Here is a 21,511-nt window from a genome sequence, read left to right as displayed (position 1 = left end):
TAAAAACAAATTATTAATTAAAAAACAGAAATTATGGGCAATAAAACAAATGGCTTATTAGCTTTATTAGGACTAGGTGCACTGGCTTTTTGGAAATACAAAAACTCTACTCCAGAGCAGCAACAGGCAGTAAAAGACAAGATCAACGCAGCTAAGGACAACCTTACTAAGTATGGCAACGAACTGAAAGACAAGGCTAACAACGTCGCTTCTCAGGTTCAGGACAAAGCGAATGAGTTCGCAAAGAAAGCTGAAAACAAAGCTGAAGACGTAGCTACAGACGCTAAACAGTCTTTCAACTAATCTAAATCTAAAGGATTAATTTTCACATTCATATTACAGTAAATCCGGCAGGTAATTAATTTATCTGCCGGATTTTTTTGTTTTCGAAATGAAAATTTTTAAATATTTTGTGCTGTAAAATTACTTCCAGATTAAAAAAAGTGTTCCAACGATGATTAATCCAGCACCGACAGCGGATTTCCAGGTAAGAGTTTCACCAAGGAAGGTCACTGCGAAAATTACTGTCAGTGCAAGACTGAGTTTGTCGATACCGGCAACTGTGGACACCTCTCCCATTTGCAATGCTTTGAAATAAAAAATCCAGGAAAGTCCCGTGGCTACCCCGGAAATCCCAAGGAAAATCCAGTTTCTGGTCGATAGTTCAGAAACTGCTTTGGCTTCGCCCCTTGTGAATACAATAAGCCAGATGATTACCAAAACCACAACCGTACGGATTGCCGTGGCGAGATTGGAATTAACATTCTCAACCCCGATTTTAGCAAAGACCGCCGTCAGTGCAGCAAACAGTGCTGAAAGTAATGCGAAAATCCACCACATGTTCAAGTACCTAATTTAAAAATTCGGAAAGCGGAACCGTTTGCTGGTCGCCCTTCTCCAGATTCTTGAACGTGATATTGCCATCTGCTATTTCCTGTTCACCATAGAAAACGAGATTTGGGATTCCTTTTTTCTCGGCGTACGTAAACTGTTTTTTCAGTTTCGCATTATCAGGATAAAGTTCTGCGGAAATTCCTTTTTCCCTAAGTTTTGCAATGACTTTTGTAGCTTCGAGAGCTTCTTTTTCTCCGTAGTTAGCAAAAAGAAACTGCACGCCATTTCCTGAGTTTTGCGGAAATAGATTCAGTTCTTCCATCACGAGGTAAATCCTGTCGAGCCCGAAAGAAATACCAATTCCCGGAACGTTCTTCACACCGAAAACTTCGGTGAGGTTATCATATCTTCCGCCGCCGCCTACGGAACCCATTTCTACGCCTTCCGCTTTAACTTCGAAGATTGCTCCTGTGTAATAATCCAGCCCGCGGGCCAGGGTGATATCGAAAACCAACTGGTTTTCAATGCCGATTTCCTTACATTTTTGAACCACGAACTCCAGATCTTCAACGCCTTTTCTACCGGTTTCAGTATCCGCAAAGTTTTCTTTCAAAATATTGAGGACTTCACCGGTTTTTAAGTCCCGGTTGAAAAGGAAGTCCACTTTTGCAATCGCTTCTTCTGAAATTCCTTTTTGGTACATTTCTTTTACTACGCCTTCTTTCCCGATTTTATCAAGTTTATCCAGCGCAACAGTGAAATCAATCAGTTTATCCGGGATTCCTGCAAATTCGGCAAGCCCGGAAAGTATTTTACGGTTATTAATATGCAGTTTCACAGGAACTTTTAAATCCTGAAATGATGTTAAATAAAGCTGCACCAACTCTACTTCCTGCCAAAAGCTTTCGCTGCCTACGACATCGGCATCGCACTGATAAAATTCCCTGAAACGCCCTTTCTGCGGGCGGTCCGCACGCCAAACCGGCTGAATTTGATATCTTTTAAAAGGAAAGTTCAACTGGCCGTGGTTCATCGCAACGAAACGTGCAAATGGCACCGTAAGGTCATAACGAAGTGCTTTTTCTGATATTTGTGAAGTAAGTTTCTGCGAATCTTTATTCTGCCAGTTTTCGTTATTGGTTTTAGCTGCAAAATCACCTGAATTTAAAATCTTGAAAATCAGCCTGTCGCCTTCTTCACCGTATTTTCCGGTGAGGGTTGAGAGGTTTTCAAAACTAGGCGTTTCCAGTGGCTGGTAACCGAAGAGTTCAAAATTTTTCTGTAACGTATTGATGATAAAACGGCGTTTCACCACCTCATCGGCGGTAAAATCGCGGGTTCCTTTCGCTAAACTTGGCTTCATTGGATATGGTAAAAGGTAATTAATGGTGAGCAACGCTCATCAAGACGACAAAAATAAGGATTTTTTAAGTTGTGTTTTCCGGGAATTGGCTGCTGTTATTCTGCAATATCTTTCAGCATCCAAATATTGCAGCCGGTGTGGCAGGAATTGACCAAAGGTTTTTCCAAAAGCTTAAATCCCTGTTTCTCATACATAGAAAGCGCTTTGGTGAATTCCGGGAGGCTTTCGATATATATTTTTCTGTAGCCCATTTTTCTGGCTGTTTCCAGTGCTGTTTCCATCAGTGCGCGCCCGGTTCCCTTTCCGCGTGAATTTTTAGTCAAATAAAATTTTACCATTTCAGCAGTATCTTCAGGAAGATTTTCGGTTGGGTAGATACCGCAAGAGCCCACAATTTCTCCGTTTTCCTCAGCGATGTAGAGTACTGATTTTTCCTTTTTAAAGACGTTGTAAAGATCATCGGTCGTAGGATCCTCGAAGACCGTTCCTTTCGTCGGCGCATTGAAATCTGCAAAACAGCTGCGGATTACGGTAGCGATATCAGCATTGTCTCTCTCCTCTATTTTTCTGATAAGCATTGTAAAACTTTTAAAACAAAGATAAAAAAAGAAAACGTCTCATAGCCAAATGATGAAGGTTGAGAAACGGCTAAAGGACGACGTCTTTCCATCAGGAATTGATGAAAAACGCAAAAAAGCCGTTCTCACCAGCAGTGAGACGGCTTCAAAACGGAGTTCTTTGCTCACGAAACTCAGACGGTTTCCAGAATTTCGATAATTTCCTCTCCGTAGTTTTCAATCTTGTGTTTTCCGAATCCCTTAATCTCTTTTAGTTCTTCGACTTTTACCGGTTTGAATTTTGCGATGGAAACCAACTCCTTGTTCGTTGCAATGAAATACGACGGCAGGTTTTGCTCTTTTGCTTTTTCGTTCCGCCAAAGCCGCAGGCAATCGAGAATCTTCACTTCATCAGAACTCAATTCTGTATCCGCATCTGCGGAATATTTTGAAGATTTGCTCTCTTTGAGATGCTGTTTTGCCTCTTCGAAATATACCATGACGGACCAGTAATTTTCCGTGCCTGCAACCAGGCTTGAAGCCATTTTTACAACTTCATGGTTTTGCAGGAAATCATTTACAAATTTTTCATCATCAGCCTGAAAGTCTTCAGACAGGCGTATTTTTAGAACCTTAATTTTCATAGTTTGTGATTTTTAGGAGTCTGGTAAATGTGGAGTCTACCAAAACTTTACATTAAAATATCTAATTAAGCAGTACCACTTCATTCACGCGGATTTCGGTGACATAGCGCTTTTGGCCGTCATTTCCTTCATAGCTTCTGTAGGTCAGTTTGCCTTCAATGGCGATCTCTTTGCCTTTGGTGACATACTTCTGCAAAATTTCGGCAGTTTTACCAAACGCAATGATGTTGTGCCATTGGGTTTCTTCGATTTTTTCGCCCATTGCGTTGGTGTAATAATCATTTGTAGCGAGTGATAAAGTTGCCTTCATCCCTTTTTCGAAATTAAAAACTTCTACATCGCCACCTGCTCTACCAATAAGGTTAACACTGTTTCTGATTGACATAATAATTAAATTTTAAATTGTTGTACTTCGTCCGAGCCGTTCGTTGGAGCTCAAATCTCTGATGCAAAGATTCGGCGGTGATGAAAATTTATTCGGTTTTAAATCATTTATTTTCATTTGTAGTCGTTTGCAATTGGATAATTAATTATATTTGAATTAAATAAACTGCTATGAACTGTCTTGAATGTGGTGATGAAATCCACGGAAGAAGCGATAAAAAGTTCTGCAGCGACGGCTGCCGCAACGCTTTTAACAATAAAAACAACCGTGATACTACCAATCTGATGCGCAACATCAACAACAAGTTGCGCAAAAATCACCGGATACTGTCCGAACAAAATTATATTGAGGGAAAAGCCAAAACCACGAAAAACAAGCTCACTTCCGAAGGTTTCAATTTCGATTACTTCACCAATTTACGGGTTTACAAAAACGGCGCAGAATACCGTTTCGTCTATGATATCGGTTATAAATATTTGGAAGATGACTGGATTTTGCTGGTTCGAAAAGATTAGTCTGCAGGCTTTCAGAATTTTCGGAAAATTCTTATTTTTGCAGTTCCAAGCGGGATGTAGCGCAGCCCGGTAGCGTACTTGCATGGGGTGCAAGTGGTCGCTGGTTCGAATCCAGTCATCCCGACAAAAAAAAAGAGCAGTTTAAACCGCTCTTTAATTTTTTATAATAATCTTATTTTGTCATCCAAAATCTCAATCTTTTTATCCTTGTAAAGTCCTCCGATTGCCTTCTTGAAATTCTTCTTACTCATCTGCAGTTCATCCTTTATTTCCTCGGGTGAAGAATTGTCGGAAAGATAGAGCAGCCCGTAATTTTCTTCCAGTTTTTCAAGAATAATTTTTTGAAACTCGTCAATATGCGCGTAACCTTCAGGCTGAAGTGTGACATCAATTTTCCCGTCTTCGCGAATGGCTTTTATATAGCCGGTTTCTTCGGACAGGGGATAGAGTTTTTTGTAAACATCGGAAGCATAAATCAGTCCGATATATTTTTTGTTGATAATCACATTCCAGCCGAGTTCGCTCTCGCCCATCAAAATCAAATCTACCTTATCGCCATTTCCGAACGGCAAATTTTCGTACTGCGGATTTCTCTTAAATTTTGTGGTTCCGGTGATGAGTCCGGTAGGCTCATCAATATAAACATAAACCAAATAGCGCTTTCCTTCCACAATTTTGGCTTTTTGCTGTTTGTAAGGAATGAATAAATCTTTAATGATTCCCCAATCCATAAACGCGCCGCTCGGAAGGCTTTGAACACAGCTCATCACGGCAAATTCTCCCACCTCGGCAAGCGGAGTTTCTGTCGTTGCTTTCAGTTTGTTATCGTCCTGATAAACAAAAACCTCGATTTCATCACCTTCTTCCAGTTCTTCACGCACGAATATTTTGGGAAGGAACGCCTTCCAGTCCATATCATTAGTGAGCATATAACCTGATGAATTTTTCTCTGAAACCTTTAAAGCCTGTGTTTTACCAATATTCATGGTGCAAAGGTAAGACAATTGCGCGGAACGGAAATTGCAGAAATGTCTTTATGCCTTCCACCGTCATCAAAAAATACGAATACCATCCTGAGAGAAAGGTTCTAACGATAGAATATTTATCGGGATTTATATATGATTATCTGGATGTTCCGAAAATGGTTTATGATGAATTTCGAGGCGCTTTTTCCAAAGGCACATTTTTAAATAAACATATCAAGGGGAAATTTGAGTTTGTGAGGAGAAAGTAAAAAAAAAGAGAAGCCGAGACTTCTCTTTTATCTTTTACCGCGGGTTTCGCCTACGGATATTCAAATTGAATCCTGCGGATTCTACATGTGTATCGCAATTTTCCCGGTAGCATCCAATGCGGCCTCCTTGATTGCTTCAGCGAAAGTTGGGTGAGCGTGCGACATTCTTGCGATGTCTTCGGCAGAAGCACGGAACTCCATTGCAGTTACGGCAGCGGCAATCATGTCTGCAGCTCTTGCTCCGATCATGTGTACGCCCAATACTTCGTCGGTTTTTTCATCAGCAATAATTTTGATGAAACCGTCGATATCGCCTGAAGCACGGCTTCTTCCCAAAGCTCTCATTGGGAAATTCCCTACTTTTATCGCTGTGCCTTCTGCTTTCAGCTGCTCTTCCGTTTTACCAACTCCTGCAACTTCAGGCCAAGTATAAACCACACCCGGAATTAAATTATAATTGATGTGAGGTTTTTGCCCGGCCAGTTGTTCTGCTACCAAAACTCCTTCTTCAGACGCTTTGTGCGCCAACATTGCACCCTGGATTACATCACCGATGGCATAAATATTCTGAACATTTGTCTGCAGATGCTCATTCACTTTTACTCTTCCTCTTTCGTCAAGGTCAACGCCCGCTTTTTCAAGGCCAAGCCCGTCTGTGTAAGGTTTTCTGCCCACAGAAACCAGTACATAATCGCCTTCAAAAGAAACTTCCTCGCCTTTTTTGTTTTTAGCGGTAACTTTGACGGTATCGCCGTTTCTTTCCACTGCGGAAACCGCGGTAGAAAGTTCGAATGTCATTCCCTGTTTTTTAAGTACTTTTTGAAGCTCTTTCGACAAAGCACCGTCCATTCCCGGGATGATTTTGTCCATATATTCAATCACCGTCACTTCGGAGCCCAGTCTCAGCATCACCGAACCCAGTTCAAGGCCGATCACACCACCGCCGATCACTAAAAATTTCTTTGGAATTTCTTTTAAATTCAAAGCCTCTGTCGAAGTGATGATTCTTTCTTTATCGATGTTGATGAACGGCAGCGAAGAAGGTTTGGAACCCGTCGCGATGATAACATATTTGGATTCTAAAACTTCGGAGGAGCCGTCTTCTTTCGTCACTTTTACGTGCGTGGCGTCCTCGAAACTTCCCACGCCCTGGTAAACGGTGATCTTGTTTTTGTCCATCAGGAACTGGATTCCCGTAGTAATTTGGTCTACCACTTCGTTTTTGCGTTCCACCATTCTGGCGATGTCGGCTTTTGGCGCATCCACCAAAATTCCGTGGTTTGCGAAACTGTGCACCGCGTTGTGGTAATGCTCCGAACTGTCCAGAAGCGCTTTGGAAGGGATGCAGCCTACATTGAGGCAAGTACCGCCCATCGTAGGATATTTCTCAATAATTGCAGTTTTGAAACCCAACTGTGCCGCACGGATCGCCGCCACATAACCACCGGGACCGGAACCGATAACTGTAACATCGAATTGACTCATTATAATTTTTGTTTAAAGTTTAAGGTTTAAATATCCAGGTTTTTTCCCGGAAATTGAATCGCACAAAATTACGGATTTTTGCGTAGAGAAACCACGTTTTTTAACTGATTTTAAAAAGACACCAGCAAATCTTCATATTTTTTTAAAATAATATCTTTTGAAAATCTCGTTTTAATCGAGTTTTTAATCGCTTCCGAATGGTGAGGAGCCTGTAAAACCTCAATGATTTTACCGGCAAATTTTTTGTGATTTTCAATATCTGAAATTTCACCGTTGATATTGTGCTGAATGATTTCATCAATTCCGCCCGGACAACTGTTCGCCAATGCGTACACGCCGCACGCGCCGGCTTCCAGCAAAACGTTCGGGAAACCTTCGTAGCGCGAGGAAAGGACGAATAAATCCGCAAATTTCAGAAACTGATACGGATTTTTCTGCTGTCCGTGGAAGATGACATTTTCCAATGCCAAATCAGATTTCATTTGATACAGCATTTCTTTATCGCGGCCATCGCCCAAAATATGCAGCAGAATTTTTTCATTTTTCACGTGCGAAAAAACCTTCATTAAATTGTCGAAACCTTTTCTTTGAGACAGGTTCCCGATGGCCACGACGTTTTTAAAATCACTTTTAAAAGATTTTGGTTTTTCAGAATCAGCCAGTTTGCTTTCAATAAAATCAAAATCAACCGGATTGTTAATTTTAACGATTTTTTCTTTTTTAATTTTAAAATTTTCGAGCAGGTCATTCATCATATCATCGCTCTGACAAATGATTTTATCGTAACTGTTGTAAAATTTATAGAAAAAACGGATTTCCCTTCTGGTAACGTGTTTGGAAACAACATTGGTTTCGCGAGCGACGAATTTTGTTTTCGGAAACAACTTTAAAAACATAGAGAGGTATGCATTGACCTCACCAAAACCGCTGAAAACAATATCAGGTTTCCGTCTGCGGATTTCACTTAAAATCGGTTTCAGGCCATTGCGGATCCTTTCCGTCTTTAAATCAATAACTTCCACATCGTCTTTTAAAATTTCCAGATAACCGCCTTCTTTGCGCAAGAGCATGATTTTGGGGTCAAACTTTTCGCGGGGAAGATGATTGGCGATCGTGGTAACAATGCGCTCTGCGCCGCCGGCATTGAGATCGGGAAGAATAAAAATGATGGAGATTTTTTCAATGTTTCCCACAGATAGCACAGAATTTCACAGATTCAATTTAAAAATTTGAGGAAAATTTTCATTGAATAAATCAGAATATGAAAACATTAATTGGCAACATCCGAAATGAATTTTATCCGAAGCATCCGCAGTTCCTCATCGCTCAGCTCGTCGCCAAATTCTGAAGTCAGAACTTTCATACTGTCGCTTTCACTTTCTCCCATGAATTCCATGAATTCTTCTACAATATCCTCATCAAAATTATCTTCAATATAATAATCGATATTCAGTTTAGTTCCCTGATAAACAATGCGTTCCATTTCTTTGAGCAGTTCTTCCATCGAAAGATTTTTTGCTTTGGCAATATCTTCCAGGTCAATTTTTTTGTCTGTACTCTGGATGATGAAAACCTTGTGGCTAGATTTGTTGGCTACCTGTTTCAGCACCATATCCTGTGTACGCTCGATATTGTTTTCCGCTACGTATTTCGAAATAAAATCCGCAAATTCCTTTCCGTATTTTTTTGCTTTTCCTTCACCAACGCCATAAACCTTTCCAATTTCTTCCACCGTGATGGGGTACTGCGTGGTCATATCTTCCAGACTGGGATCCATAAACACTGTGTAAGGCGGTATTCCGTGTTTTTTTGCCACTTTCTTTCGCAGTTCTTTCAGTTGGTTAAACAGAGTTTGGTCGAGACCGCCACCGGACTGTATTTCAACTTTTTCAGAATCAGATTTTATCTGCTCAAGGTCATATTCTTTGTCTTCAGCAATGAGGAAGGATTCTTTATAATTTCCGTCAATAACTTTCTGCCCTTTTTCTGAAATTTTCAGAACGCCATAGGTTTCAATGTCTTTTGTAAGGAAATCCTGCACGGTGGCCTGACGGATAATTGATTTCCAGTAATTGTCGGATTCATTTTTACCGATTCCGAAAAACTCTGTGGTTTCCAGTTTATAAGACTTGGTCACAGAGGTTTCCTTGCCCATTACGACGCTGATCAGGTCTTTGGATTTAAATTTTTCATCCAAGGTTTTTACCATTTTAAGGACTGATTTCAAATCAGCGGTAGCATCGCGAAGCTTTGGCGGATTAACGGAATTGTCGTCCATTTTGGCGCCATCGCCATTCAGGGGATCGAATTCCTCACCAAAATAATATAAAAGATACTGGCGGCGGCTCATCGAAGTTTCGGCATAACCAACCACTTCATTCAGCAACTGAAGGCCGATTTCCCGTTCTGAGACCGGTTTTTGAGCCAGGAATTTTTCGAGTTTTTCAATATCTTTCGGATCGTAAAAAGCCAGACAATAGCCTTCGCCGCCGTCTCTGCCGGCGCGACCCGTTTCCTGATAATAACTTTCGAGGGATTTTGGGAAATCGTAATGAATCACAAAGCGCACATCCGGTTTATCGATTCCCATTCCAAAAGCGATTGTTGCAACAATCACATCGCATTCTTCCATCAAAAATTTATCCTGATTTGCGACGCGCGTTTTTTGGTCGAGGCCGGCGTGATAAGGCAGGGCATTGATTCCGTTCACCTGCAGCAGCTGGGCAAATTCTTCCACTTTTCTGCGGCTCAGGCAATACACAATTCCCGATTTCCCTTTTCTTTGGTTGATGAATTTTACAATTTCTTTATCGATGTTTATTTTCGGGCGGATTTCGTAGTAGAGATTCGGCCTGTTGAAACTGGACTTGAAAACCTGTGCATTATTCATTCCCAAAGTTTTCTGGATATCGTCCTGAACTTTAGGTGTTGCGGTGGCTGTAAGTGCAATGACCGGAACTTCGGCAATTTTATCGATGATCAGTTTGAGGTTTCTGTATTCCGGGCGAAAATCGTGTCCCCACTCCGAAATACAGTGTGCTTCATCTATCGCAACAAAGGAAATTTTAACCTCCTTAAGAAAATCCAGATATTCTTCCTTAATTAACGATTCCGGTGCCACGTAAAGCAGCTTGGTTTTACCACTTTTTATATCACTGAAAACCTGATTGGTCTGTGTTTTATTGAGAGACGAATTGAGGACGTGTGCCACACCTTCATCGGATGAAAGCCCGTTGACGGCATCCACCTGATTTTTCATCAGGGCAATAAGCGGCGACACCACAATCGCTGTACCTTCCGAAATAAGTGCCGGAAGCTGGTAGCAAAGAGATTTTCCGCCCCCGGTGGGCATCAGCACAAAAACATCGTTGCCTTCCAGCAAAGTCTGTATAATCTCTTGCTGCTGGCCTTTGAACGTAGAAAAACCGAAATATTTTTTTAATTGATCTGATAAATCGGCGTTTTTAGTCTTCATTTATACTTCTTCTTATTATGTTTGCTAAATTTGCATATCAACCAAAGTTAATAAATTAATCAGTATAAGTCAATCAATTCTTTGGTTAAATTTCTTTAAAATTAAAAACGTTTTGGAAAAATCTGCTCTCATAAGCCTTGCAAAACAGTCCCTGGAAATCGAAATCGCAGAACTTAATCACCTGAAAAACAGAATCGGAGAAGATTTTGCAAAGGCTGTAGAAATTATAAACAATGCTGTAGGAAAGCTGATCGTAGTCGGAATCGGCAAATCTGCGCACGTTGGAAATAAAATTGTGGCTACGCTGAATTCTACCGGAACGCCGGCGCAGTTCCTACATGCTGCGGAAGCCATTCACGGAGATTTGGGCGTGATCCAGAAACAGGATGTGGTTCTGTGTATTTCAAATTCGGGGAACTCGCCGGAGATCGTGAATTTGGTTCCGTTTCTGAAAGATTATTCTTCTGCATTAATCGGGATGACGGGGAATTTAAATTCAAAACTGGCAGAATTTTCAGATGTGGTCTTAAACACTTTTGTTGAAAAAGAAGCCTGCCCCAACAAACTGGCGCCGACAAGCTCAACGACGGTACAAATGGCTTTGGGCGATGCTATGGCGGTTTGCCTGATGGAAATGAAAGGCTTTAGAGACCGTGATTTTGCAAAATTTCATCCGGGCGGAACGCTGGGGAAAAATCTTACAGCCAAAGTGGAACAGTTTCTTTCTTCACAAAAACCGCAGGTTTCTGAAAATTCTCCCGTTAAAGATGTGATTATTTCGGTAAGCAGCTCCACACACGGTGTTACGGTAGTTACTGAAAATGATAAAATCCTCGGCGTAATTACCGATGGTGATTTGCGTCGAATGTTGATGAATACTGAAAATATTTCGGGAATTTTAGCTAAAGACATTATGAGCAGAAAACCGAAAAGCATCGAGAAAAATGAGCTTGCTAAAGACGCCATGAAAATTCTGAAAGAAAAAAACATCGGCCAGCTGATTGTAACCGACGAAGGCAAATATTTTGGGATTATCGATCTGCACAGGCTTTTGGATGAAGGCATCATTTGAGTTTATTAATTCCTGCAATTCAAACTTTGATGCAAATTTTTCTTAATTTCGCAAACTCAAAAAACAACAGCAAAAATTGTGAATGACGATAAAGAAATGTCCCTCATCGGACACATTGGCGAACTGCGCGCGCATCTGATCCGCTGCATTATTGCGGTTATTATCTGTGGCTTTATCGTGGGGTACAATATTGAGTGGATTATGGATAAAATCTTCTTTGGGCCCGTTCGCAATGATTTTCCAACGTTTAAGCTGATCAATAATCTTTCTCAGGAGTTTTTTCAGACCAATGCGATCGATATCCCGAAGGATTTTCCGGTGCGTACACAGAAACTGATGCAGCAGTTTAACGTGATGATGTCGGTTTCTGTGATTGGGGGAATTGTTTTGGCATTTCCGTACATCATTTGGGAACTTTGGCGTTTCGTCTCTCCCGCCCTGCATCCAAAAGAAAAGAAAAATTCTGCGATGCTGATCAATTCTGTCTGGATTTTGTTTTTGCTGGGAATTTTAAGCGGTTATTTTCTTATTCTCCCTTTTGCCATCAACTTTGGGGTGATGTTTAAAATTTCAGACGTCATCGAGCCGCTTTATGATTTATCGGATTATACCGCACTATTCTTTCAGGTCGTCTTAGGGATGGGAATCGTATTCCTTTTTCCGATTATTGTTTATTTCCTTACAACGATTGGCATCCTCACGCCGCAATTCCTGAAAACCTACCGCCGCCACTCCATTGTCCTTATCGCAGTGATCGCCGCGGTAATTACGCCGGCTGATGTTTTAAGTATGATGATGGCTGCCATTCCGCTGGTGGTGCTTTACGAATTCAGTGTGGCTTTGTGTGGCAGAACCTACAAGAGAATTCAGAAGGAAGAAGCAGCCGCACTTGTGAAAACTTCCTGATCTTTTAAATGCAAATTTATTTAATGTTGAGCTTCATTTAAGAGATGAGCCTCAACATCCGAAAGCGTCACAAGAAAAATTTCCCATACAAAATCGCTGCATTTTCTAGTAGCTTCATTGTGTTCATGTTTTAAAACACAATAAAATTTTTCGACTCCTTTGGCGCTCGCTGCGCTCGCGCCGCTAATTTCCCTAAAGTTATTTTTTCTAAATTTGGCATTATGAAAATAATTGCCGCACTTTTTCTTGCTTCGTCCGGACTGGCTTTCGGGCAGAATTTTACGAAAATTGATACCCTAAGAGGTTCCGATACAGAATTCAGGAACTACTGGGACGTAAAAAAATACGAACTTTCCGTAGAGCCGGATTTTGATAAAAAATCAGTATCAGGAAGCAATAAAATTTCCTTCGAAATCACCAAAGATATCCTGAACCCCGTGTTTCAGATTGATTTTCATCAGCCAATGAACATCGTTGCGCTGAAAACCTCGTTCCCGAAAATTGACAACTATAAACGCGACGGCGACTTCATTTTCATCCAATCCAAAAAGCATTTTAAAAAAGGTGAAAAATACAGCATAGACATCACTTTCGCCGGGAATCCGCAAATCGCTAAAAATGCACCCTGGGACGGCGGCTGGGTGTTCAAGAAAGATGATAACGGCAATCCGTTCATGAGCGTTGCCCAGGAAGGGCTTGGCGTTTCACACTGGCTACCGACCAAGGATATTTGGTATGACGAGCCTGACAACGGCATTACCATGAAAATCATCACTTCAAAAGATATGGTGGGAGTTGGCAACGGAAGGCTGATTGCGAAAAAAGAAGAAAACGGAAAACTGGCGTGGACATGGCAGGTAAAAAACCCCATCAACGGCTACTCCATCGTGCCAAGCGTTGGGAAATATGTGAATTTTAAGGATACCTACAATGGCGAGAAAGGAAAACTCGACCTTGATTACTGGGTTTTGGACTATAACATTGACAAAGCCAAAAAACAGTTCGAACAGGTAAAACCAATGATGAAAGCCTTTGAATACTGGTTCGGCCCTTACCCATTTTACGAAGATTCCTATAAGCTCGTGGAAACGCCTTATTTGGGAATGGAACACCAGAGCAACGTTGCATACGGTAACGGCTACAAAAACGGATACCTCGGCAGGGATCTTTCCGGAACCGGCGTTGGATTAAAGTGGGATTTCATCATCATCCACGAAACCGGCCACGAATGGTTTGCCAACAATATTACTGCCGCCGATAAAGCAGATATGTGGATTCATGAGAGTTTCACGGCATATTCCGAGACGCTGTTTACAGAAAATTACCTGGACAGAAATTCGGCAGACACGTACGTCATCGGAACCAGAAAAGCGGTCAGCAACGACATCCCGATCATCGGGACCTACGGCGTGGCAAAATCCGGCAGCGGTGACATGTACTACAAAGGCGCAAATATGTTGCATACGATCAGAACTGTGATGAATGATGATGAAAAATTCAGACAGATTCTGCGCGGGCTCAATAAAGATTTCTATCACCAGACCGTGACCACAAAACAGGTTGAAGATTATATTTCCCAAAAATCGGGCATTGATTTTTCGTCTGTGTTTAACCAATATTTAAGGACAACAAAAATCCCGGTTCTGGAATACTCTCAGGATGGTAACATTTTGAAATTCAGATATACGGAAACTGTTAAAGATTTGAATTTACCTTTAAGAATCAATGACAGTCAAACCATTGCCCCAACACAGGAATGGCAAACCGTTGCCCTGAACAGTTCAGAACCGGTAAGGTTTAACAAAAATTATTATGTTGAATATCGCCAGATTTCTATGAAGAAAGCGTTGCCGGAGGAAAAATTTGTTAGCGACAAGCTAATTTTATTTTACGATAAAGGCAAAAAAGAAGCGGTGAAAAAAGCCATTTTGAAATACGGCCTTGAGATCTCAAGCGAATACAATGCGTTAGGTGGCTTCGCCGTCAAGATCCCTTCAGGCAAAAACATTAATGATGCTATGACCTATCTCAGAAAGCAAAAGGGTGTGACTTCTGTGAGCCGTGACCAAATCATAAAACTTGATGACCCGGTAAAATCCGCTAATCAGATTTCAAAATAATCCTGAACGTACTTCCTTTTCCGACTTCGGTCTGCGCAATTCGGATATCACCTTTGTGATATTCACTGATTACTCTTTTGGCTAGAGACAAACCCAACCCCCAGCCTCTTTTCTTGGTCGAAAATCCTGGTTTGAAGGCGCGAGCAGCATTGCGGGAGGTCATGCCGCTGCCGGTATCTTTGAAATCAATAAAAATATTTGCGTTTTTCTCATAAACGGAAATATCAAGTTTTCCGCTGCCCTTCATTGCGTCTACGGCATTTTTCACCAAATTTTCAATCACCCAGCTCATCAGGATTCTGTTATGTGGAATTAAAATTTCCCCGGTTGGAAGGGAAAGTTTAAAATCAACTTTTCTGGAAATTCTGGATCTGAGGTAATCGTAATTCTGCTGCACGGTTTCATTTAAATTCAAATCATTAAGCTCCGGAACCGAACCGATTTTGGAGAACCGTTCCGATATGGTTTTCAGCCGTTTAATGTCTTTTTCTATTTCGGCAACGCCAACGCTGTTTTCGTTTTCCATCCGCAGAATTTCAACCCAGCCGATCATTGATGACAAAGGAGTTCCGATCTGGTGCGCTGTTTCTTTTGCCAAACCTGCCCACAGGAAGCCTTCATCTGTTTTTTTAATCGTTCGTAAAAACCAAAAAGAAAAAATAATATAGGCCAAAACCAAAAGTCCCAAAAACAAAGGCGAATATCTTAAATCATTCAGCAACTGAGAGTTATTAAAGTAAACGTACTGATTACCACCGGGAAGTTTTATTTCAAACGGTTGGTAGGCCGATTTCATTTCGCCCAGCGTTCTCTGCAGCTTTTCAGGACTTTTCATCACCTCTTCGGGAATATTCCGCATAAATTCCGGACCGATAATTCGGCCTTTGGAATCTGTGATAATGACCGGCACCGAAGTATTACTTTCCGAAATCTGCAAAATAAGGTCCAGTGCCACAGGATCTTCGATAAAGGTTTCCTGCTGGTATTTCATGGCAGTGGCGAAAAGCTCGATCCGTTTGATTTCTTCCTTCCTCAAATAATCGATCAGGAAATAGGAAGCGGCTACCACGCCGCCGATAACGAGGGTAAACAGAATGAAAATAATCCAGTTGTTGAGTTTCGACAAAAGGTTTTTCTGAAGCATTATTTCAGTACATTAAGGACTTTGTACAGCGCGCTGCTCACATCAGAACCCTGATAATTGTTGATAATGATTGAGAAAACATATTTTCTCCCGGTGGATGAAGTGTGATAGCCCGCAAAGGACTTGGTATCCCTCATCGTACCGCTTTTCATCACCATCTGGTTACCCTGTGTAGGAAATCCTTCAAAAAACTCATTGAACCAGGGCTGCTTTCTTGCCCAAAGCAATGCCTGCACTTCTGCCCTCGCCGACACGTAATTTTGAGGTGAAAGCCCGCTGCCATCGGCAAAATTAATCATATACTGATTGATGCCTTTTCCTCTCCAGAAATCCTGCATATAACTTACACCAGCTTTGAAACTGCCTTCGCCTTTCTTCTCCTTACCGATGGTTTTCACCAGGGTTTCGCCGTATAGATTGACACTTTTTTTCAAAAACCAATAAACCACTTTGTCAAGAGTTGGAGATTTGTACTCAAAAAAAGTATTGTTTTTTGGGTATTGTGCCACCGATTCACCATTTATTCTTTGTGCGGAAGCGGTAATAATTTTACCGTTAAAGGCAATTCCGCTGTCTTTCAGCCATTTTTTGATCTCCGCTCCAAGTTGTACCGGTGGGTTTGGCGTTGCTCCCGAAACGGTCATATTTTTTGCCGGCAAAGTTCCTGTGATATGCGCCACTTCGGAATGCGGCGCGGTGAAAATCAGGCTTTGGTCTGATGATCCGGCCGTTTTCAGATCGTTAACCCATTTTACATTTTGAAGTTCGATGTTGAAGTTTTTGATGTCTTTTCCGGTAGTATGGATGTCGAACTGATTTTCCCGCCAGTTGACGCTCCACACACCCGCACCGTAATAATTCCCCATATCATCCCAGGGCCAGCCGCCCGGAACCGTTTGAAAATCGAAGTAAGAATCATCAATCACCAGATCGCCAGAAATTTTTGAAATCCCTTTCGTTTTAAGTGCAGCAATAAGTTTATCCCTGAAGTTTTCTGGTTTATAACCTTCATAGCGCCAGCTACCTAAAGTGGGGTCACCGTTCGAACTGATGAAAAGATTCCCGTTCAGGTTTCCATCTGAGATATTTCCGGAATGCGACGCTGTGGTGGTCCACTGATAATTTTTTCCTAAAGCTTCCAAAGCTGTCGCCGCAGTAAAAATTTTCTGGGTTGAAGCAGTAGACAGCCCTTTGTTCCCCTGATATTCGTAGACAAAATTCCCGGCTTCATCCGCTACATAAAATGAAAGATTTGCGGAATACGCCGGTGCAGAATTCAGTAAATCCTTGGTTGCTGCCTCGAGTTTTTGAGCGATATTCTGAGCAAAAAATAATTGTGAAGATAATATGAGAACTGAAAAAGTACTTTTCATTATGATGCTTTTTATTTCAAATATAACGAATTTACGCTAAGGGAAAGTGCGCAGCAGATTCCTAAAAAATCAATCTTTCATAGAATACACCGCAAAACTGGCCAGCCAGTGATCGCCACCATAGTTACCCTGAAACAGAAGCGGTAAAGCATTGGATATAAATTTATTAGCAGTGTGTTCAAAATCTTTTTTCAGCCTGTGATTTTTTGGCAGTGCTTTGGCAATTCCTTTCATATCCCAAGCCCGGTTGAAGGACAGGCCAACCAAATGAACGGTCTGGTAATCAGATAAATCACTCACGACGGGGATTTGTTTAATGTTGTTCAGGCTACGCTTATCATAGAAATTATTCAGCCAAATCACAAATTCTTTTTGTGGGAGAATCCTGCTCATAAGGTAAGATATATTCAGGCTTGGTGAAAAGAAATCTGAACCGTCGGGCTCCATATAAGCCGGTGCCTTTTTGTCTTTCAGGTAGAAATACTTTGATTTTTCAATTATTTGATTTTCAAAATCTTTATCGTTAGCGGCACGAGCCCAATCGAGTGCAAAAGCCATTGCAAAAGCCGTGTTAGGGTGCACTCCGGTTCTGTTAGGGTAAGTTTGTTTTGGTAAATAAAGTTTCCATTTGTTTATGATTTCTTGAGTGAGCGGTTTTAAATTTTCGTGCCAGCGTTTTGCTCTTGCATCGTCCCAGGTGATGAGCTCCTCGTTCAATTTCAGCAGCCAGGCCCAGCCATAAGTGCGTTCAAAAGTTCCCGCTAACTGGTATTTTGAAAAATAGAGCGCCTCTTCCTTCAGTTTTTCTTTCTGAAAAGAATTTTCTAAAACAGCTTCAATTTCCTGCGCATTTTCGAGATGCGGCTTGGTTTTAAGCAGCCGAACCAGCATCCAGTGTCCGTGCACAGAGCTGTGCCAATCTAAACATCCATAAAAACTTGGATGCAGCTGTTTCGGCGTCATTACCGCATCTTTTTCGTTGTTGATGATATGGCCGGTTTTGTTCGGATATTCGGTATTGATGCAATGAAGCGGCATTTTTGAGAGTTTCACCGCCATTTCATCCGACAGTGTCGGCATGGTTTGAGCGGACAGAACCACCGAAAATAAAACGGAAAGGATTGTGAGCTTTTTCATTTTCTAAAATTAGTAAATCCTAACAAAAAATCCCTTCAGAAACTGAAAGGATTTAATTTGATTCCTGAGCGAATCTTAAAGTCCAAAATGTGAATTTACAGCGTCCAGCAATTGGTTTTCACCCATTTGCTGTGCGGTATCCAGACTGATTTTCAGATTTTTGAACTGTGCGGTATCCAAAAGATAGGATTTCAATTCTTCCTGAACAGTACCCGGACCTGTAATATAAAGTTCCTCGGTGTTTTCGAGCATTTTATCGATTTCTTTGAAAAACTTTGTCTTGGTCGTAATTTCAGAATTGTTGGCCGTATTTTCGCTGGAATTGCCGTGTTGCTTTTCGTGTTTTGCGGTTCCGCAAACGGTAAATTCTGAAGTTTCCTGTCCGTCGTGGTTCTTAGCGATAATCGCTTTTTCCGTGTCAAGCCAAATGCCTGCAAGTTTCTTGTTTGTCATAACTTATTTTTTAGTTGGATGACAAACTTCAATAATGGTGCAAACGGCGTGTTAATGGATGTTAAACTTTAATGTGTGTGTACTACAGCGCACTATTTTCCCAGAACAAAAACCGCCGGAATCTTATGCAACTCGGGCTTGTTTTTTTGCCAGTCTTTAATGCTTAAAGTTTTGATGAATTCATCAGTAGGATGATTGATATTTGCGGCGATACACAGTCTTGTATTGGGTGAAAGCGACTTCAGCAAATCTTCAAAAAGCTGGTTGTTGCGATAGGGCGTTTCCATAAAAATCTGTGAATATCCCGTTTTCTGAACCTGAGTTTCCAAAAATTTAATCTTTTGAGATTTCTGGGATTTATCGATCGGCAAGTAACCATGAAAAGTAAATTCCTGACCATTAAAACCACTGGAAACCAATGCTAAAATGATGGAACTTGGTCCGTTAACCGGCACAACTTGGATGTCGTTTTCGTGGCACCATTTCACTATGATGTTTCCCGGATCAGCAATGCACGGAAGTCCGGCTTCTGAAAGTAAACCAAAGTCCTGGCCGGCTTTCATCAGATTTTGTGCCTCTTTCAGATCAGAATTTTCGGAATATTTATCAAGAATAAAAAGCTTCAAATCCGGCTGTTTCTTTTCTGGGCAGAAAAATTTGATGACTTTCCGTGCTGTCTTTTCATTTTCCACAAAAAAATAATCGGTCTTCAAAATATATTCTTTGACAGCTGGCGCAAAATATTCTGAAGGCGAATCTTCAGAGAGGTAAGCAGGAATAAGGAAAAGCATTTTAATTACTAATAATACTGAAAAATATAATTATTTGGATGTCAAATTTTTGGCGATGCTGTCACAGGCTGCATCCAGCATTTTGTAAACATTGTCGAAGGCGTCCATCTCACTCCAGTACGGATCCGGTACTTCGATTTGGTCGCCATGATTTCCGGCTTCATTTAAAATCAACCCTATTTTTTGCCACTGCTCTTCAGTACTCGCCATCGAAACTGCATCCTTATAGTTTTCCAGATCCATACAGAAAATCCTGTCGTAATCCTCCAAATCTTTTGGCGTTATAATTCTGGCTCGGTGATTACTGATGTCGATGCCGTACTGCTGGGCAATTTTTATGGAGCGGTGATCAGCTTTCTTGCCTTCGTGGTATGAAATAGTGCCGGCGCTGTCGATTTCAAAATCTTCAGGCAGTTTGGAGCGCAGAATACCTTCAGCAAGCGGGCTTCTACAAATGTTTCCGAGGCAGAGCATCAAAATTTTCATAGCTTTTTTTGGAATTTCAGTGATTAAATATAAACAAAAAATGAAGAATATTTCTACTCTTCACTTTCAAATTATGTAGGTGATATTATTACTGTTTCATCCTTTCAGAAAGGTCTTTTACGTACTTCTTGATTTCTTTATCAATTTTAGAAACGTCTTTAATGGTTTCCACGGCGTACATTACTGTCGAGTGGTCTTTACCGCCCATTTCCTCTCCAATTTTAGAGAAGGTTGCGTTGGTTAATTCCTTGGAGAAGTACATCGCCAACTGACGCGGAAGTGCGATATCTCTTTTTCTTGATTTTGAAAGCAGCTGCTCACGGTTCAGTCCGAAATACTCGCAAACCACTTCCTGAATATAAGGAATATTGATGACCTTTTTCTGTGTAGAAGCGATCTTGTTGATGGTATCTTTCAGAAGTTCAAGGCTCAGTTCAGACTTGTAAATCGTTGAGTATGCGATAACCGAATTGATGACACCAATCAGTTCACGAACGTTTGATTTCACTTCACCGGCAAGGTAATCTACCATATCATCGGTAAGCACAATGCCGTCGCGGCTCAGTTTGTCTACAATAATTTTTCTCCTGGTATCGAAATCCGGCGACTTCACTTCTGCAGAAAGCCCCCATTTGAAACGGGAAACAATACGCTCCTGAATATCCTGGATATCCACCGGCGCCTTATCAGAGGTCAAAACGATCTGCTTGCCGTTTTGGTGCAGGTAATCGAAAATGTGGAAGAATGAATCCTGGGTCGCCGCTTTACCGGAAAGGAACTGAATATCATCAATCACCAAAACATCCACCATTTGGTAGTAGTTCTGGAAATCGGTCTTGTTCTGCGCCTTGGCTGCAGATACAAACTGCTGTATGAATTTTTCTGACGAAAGGTAAAGAACAACTTTTTCGGGGAAGTTATTTTTTACTTCAAGACCGATTGCGTGCGCAAGATGTGTCTTCCCGACACCAACACCACCGTGAATGAACAGCGGGTTGAAAGCAGTAGCTCCCGGCCTTTTCGCAATGGATTTTGCAACGGTAGAGGCAAACTTGTTGCTTTCGCCTTCCACAAAATTATCAAAAGACAGGTGCGGGATCAGGTTCGACTCAATATTTACTTTTCTGATGCCCGGGGCAACAAGCGGATTCACAAGGTTTTTGGCTTTCGGCATCGCCTCCTGAATTTTTGGAGCAGGCGTGGAAATACCTTTCACTTTTTGGGTAATAGGTTTTTCTTTTCCGGCAGGTTTGTTTTCCATAACCGAATACCAAAGCTTAACGCCCTTGCCAATATTTTTTCTTAAGGCAGCTGAAAGCAGTGACAGGTAATTGTCCTCGATATATTCTTTGTAGAAATCACTGGGAACCAGCAACGTAAGGTTATGGTTTACCAATGATAAAGGCTGTACCTTGTCGAACAAAAGATCAAATGATTTCTCCAGCTTCTTAAGATCATCATTGTCTTCTGCAGCATTAAGGTTGTCCCTCATGAAGAGGAGACACTTTTCCCATATCAATGATAAATCTTGATCCAT

General features: G+C 41.3%; 22 protein-coding genes and 1 tRNA gene. 7 read left to right on the top strand and 16 right to left on the bottom strand.

The window, feature by feature from the left end; translation table 11 throughout:
• The first annotated feature begins 33 nt into the window (after positions 1–33).
• A complete protein-coding gene (locus CKV81_RS00115) occupies positions 34–303 on the top strand; it encodes a YtxH domain-containing protein (RefSeq protein ID WP_095069219.1) in 270 nt (89 codons plus the stop codon).
• Positions 304–423: 120 nt separating this feature from the next.
• Here CKV81_RS00115 and CKV81_RS00110 read toward each other — a convergent pair whose 3' ends face one another.
• From CKV81_RS00110 to CKV81_RS00090, 5 genes are all read right to left on the bottom strand, one after another.
• The gene (locus CKV81_RS00110; RefSeq protein ID WP_095069218.1) at positions 424–840 is read right to left on the bottom strand and encodes an EamA family transporter; all 417 of its coding nucleotides are present in this window, start codon (positions 838–840) and stop codon (positions 424–426) included.
• Between the two features lie 10 nt (positions 841–850).
• Entirely contained in the window at positions 851–2,197 is a 1,347-nt protein-coding gene (gene hisS / locus CKV81_RS00105) for a histidine--tRNA ligase (protein WP_095069217.1), read from the bottom strand.
• A gap of 95 nt (positions 2,198–2,292) precedes the next feature.
• On the bottom strand, positions 2,293–2,775 hold the full coding sequence (locus CKV81_RS00100; protein ID WP_095069216.1) for a GNAT family N-acetyltransferase: 483 nt from the start codon (positions 2,773–2,775) through the stop codon (positions 2,293–2,295).
• Between the two features lie 173 nt (positions 2,776–2,948).
• Entirely contained in the window at positions 2,949–3,398 is a 450-nt protein-coding gene (locus CKV81_RS00095; protein WP_095069215.1) for an HRDC domain-containing protein, read from the bottom strand.
• 61 nt (positions 3,399–3,459) lie between these two features.
• Entirely contained in the window at positions 3,460–3,783 is a 324-nt protein-coding gene (locus tag CKV81_RS00090) for a single-stranded DNA-binding protein (protein ID WP_095069214.1), read from the bottom strand.
• Between the two features lie 170 nt (positions 3,784–3,953).
• Between CKV81_RS00090 and CKV81_RS00085 the strand changes: the two genes are divergently transcribed.
• Positions 3,954–4,298 (top strand): hypothetical protein, encoded by a 345-nt coding sequence (locus tag CKV81_RS00085; RefSeq protein WP_095069213.1) that lies wholly within the window; start codon positions 3,954–3,956, stop codon positions 4,296–4,298.
• Between the two features lie 50 nt (positions 4,299–4,348).
• Positions 4,349–4,422 (top strand) — tRNA-Pro (locus CKV81_RS00080).
• A 37-nt stretch (positions 4,423–4,459) separates the two neighbouring features.
• Here CKV81_RS00080 and CKV81_RS00075 read toward each other — a convergent pair.
• A complete protein-coding gene (locus tag CKV81_RS00075; RefSeq protein WP_095069206.1) occupies positions 4,460–5,284 on the bottom strand; it encodes a CvfB family protein in 825 nt (274 codons plus the stop codon).
• 50 nt (positions 5,285–5,334) lie between these two features.
• Between CKV81_RS00075 and CKV81_RS00070 the strand changes: the two genes are divergently transcribed.
• Positions 5,335–5,532: a KTSC domain-containing protein gene (locus CKV81_RS00070; RefSeq protein WP_095069204.1), complete on the top strand. Its 198-nt coding sequence runs from the start codon at positions 5,335–5,337 to the stop codon at positions 5,530–5,532.
• A gap of 81 nt (positions 5,533–5,613) precedes the next feature.
• Here the strand turns inward: CKV81_RS00070 and lpdA are convergent, their stop codons facing one another.
• From lpdA to recQ, 3 genes are all read right to left on the bottom strand, one after another.
• Entirely contained in the window at positions 5,614–7,017 is a 1,404-nt protein-coding gene (lpdA, locus tag CKV81_RS00065) for a dihydrolipoyl dehydrogenase (protein ID WP_095069202.1), read from the bottom strand.
• Between the two features lie 110 nt (positions 7,018–7,127).
• Positions 7,128–8,201, bottom strand: a complete 1,074-nt coding sequence (locus CKV81_RS00060) for a glycosyltransferase (RefSeq protein ID WP_095074087.1) — start codon at positions 8,199–8,201, stop codon at positions 7,128–7,130.
• An 86-nt stretch (positions 8,202–8,287) separates the two neighbouring features.
• Positions 8,288–10,492 (bottom strand): DNA helicase RecQ, encoded by a 2,205-nt coding sequence (gene recQ / locus CKV81_RS00055; protein ID WP_095069200.1) that lies wholly within the window; start codon positions 10,490–10,492, stop codon positions 8,288–8,290.
• A 112-nt stretch (positions 10,493–10,604) separates the two neighbouring features.
• On the opposite strand from recQ, the gene CKV81_RS00050 reads away from it, so the two are divergent.
• From CKV81_RS00050 to CKV81_RS00040, 3 genes are all read left to right on the top strand, one after another.
• The gene (locus CKV81_RS00050; protein ID WP_095069198.1) at positions 10,605–11,564 is read left to right on the top strand and encodes a KpsF/GutQ family sugar-phosphate isomerase; all 960 of its coding nucleotides are present in this window, start codon (positions 10,605–10,607) and stop codon (positions 11,562–11,564) included.
• A gap of 78 nt (positions 11,565–11,642) precedes the next feature.
• Positions 11,643–12,470 carry a twin-arginine translocase subunit TatC gene (gene tatC / locus CKV81_RS00045; protein WP_185116902.1) on the top strand — a complete coding sequence of 276 codons (828 nt, stop codon included), beginning with the start codon at positions 11,643–11,645 and terminating at the stop codon, positions 12,468–12,470.
• Between the two features lie 221 nt (positions 12,471–12,691).
• Positions 12,692–14,590: a M1 family metallopeptidase gene (locus CKV81_RS00040; RefSeq protein WP_095069194.1), complete on the top strand. Its 1,899-nt coding sequence runs from the start codon at positions 12,692–12,694 to the stop codon at positions 14,588–14,590.
• Here CKV81_RS00040 and CKV81_RS00035 read toward each other — a convergent pair.
• The 7 genes from CKV81_RS00035 to dnaA form a co-directional block, all read right to left on the bottom strand.
• Positions 14,571–15,734, bottom strand: coding sequence for a sensor histidine kinase (locus CKV81_RS00035; protein ID WP_095069192.1), 1,164 nt, complete (start codon positions 15,732–15,734; stop codon positions 14,571–14,573). The genes CKV81_RS00040 and CKV81_RS00035 overlap by 20 nt on opposite strands.
• The gene (gene dacB, locus CKV81_RS00030) at positions 15,734–17,107 is read right to left on the bottom strand and encodes a D-alanyl-D-alanine carboxypeptidase/D-alanyl-D-alanine endopeptidase (RefSeq protein ID WP_095069190.1); all 1,374 of its coding nucleotides are present in this window, start codon (positions 17,105–17,107) and stop codon (positions 15,734–15,736) included. The genes CKV81_RS00035 and dacB overlap by 1 nt, the downstream gene beginning before the upstream one ends.
• A gap of 69 nt (positions 17,108–17,176) precedes the next feature.
• Positions 17,177–18,244: a DUF2891 domain-containing protein gene (locus CKV81_RS00025; RefSeq protein ID WP_095069188.1), complete on the bottom strand. Its 1,068-nt coding sequence runs from the start codon at positions 18,242–18,244 to the stop codon at positions 17,177–17,179.
• 75 nt (positions 18,245–18,319) lie between these two features.
• Complete coding sequence (locus CKV81_RS00020; protein ID WP_095069186.1) at positions 18,320–18,697, bottom strand: hypothetical protein; 378 nt, start codon at positions 18,695–18,697, stop codon at positions 18,320–18,322.
• Positions 18,698–18,789: 92 nt separating this feature from the next.
• Positions 18,790–19,488 carry an SAM-dependent methyltransferase gene (locus CKV81_RS00015; RefSeq protein WP_095069184.1) on the bottom strand — a complete coding sequence of 233 codons (699 nt, stop codon included), beginning with the start codon at positions 19,486–19,488 and terminating at the stop codon, positions 18,790–18,792.
• Positions 19,489–19,518: 30 nt separating this feature from the next.
• The gene (locus CKV81_RS00010; protein WP_095069182.1) at positions 19,519–19,974 is read right to left on the bottom strand and encodes a low molecular weight protein-tyrosine-phosphatase; all 456 of its coding nucleotides are present in this window, start codon (positions 19,972–19,974) and stop codon (positions 19,519–19,521) included.
• An 88-nt stretch (positions 19,975–20,062) separates the two neighbouring features.
• On the bottom strand, positions 20,063–21,511 hold the full coding sequence (dnaA, locus tag CKV81_RS00005; RefSeq protein WP_095069180.1) for a chromosomal replication initiator protein DnaA: 1,449 nt from the start codon (positions 21,509–21,511) through the stop codon (positions 20,063–20,065).

This window comes from Chryseobacterium taklimakanense (genome assembly GCF_900187185.1).
Classification (GTDB): Bacteria; Bacteroidota; Bacteroidia; order Flavobacteriales; family Weeksellaceae; genus Planobacterium; species Planobacterium taklimakanense.
The sequence above is the reverse complement of the archived record's forward strand: the minus strand, read 5'-3'. Positions and strand labels throughout refer to the sequence as shown.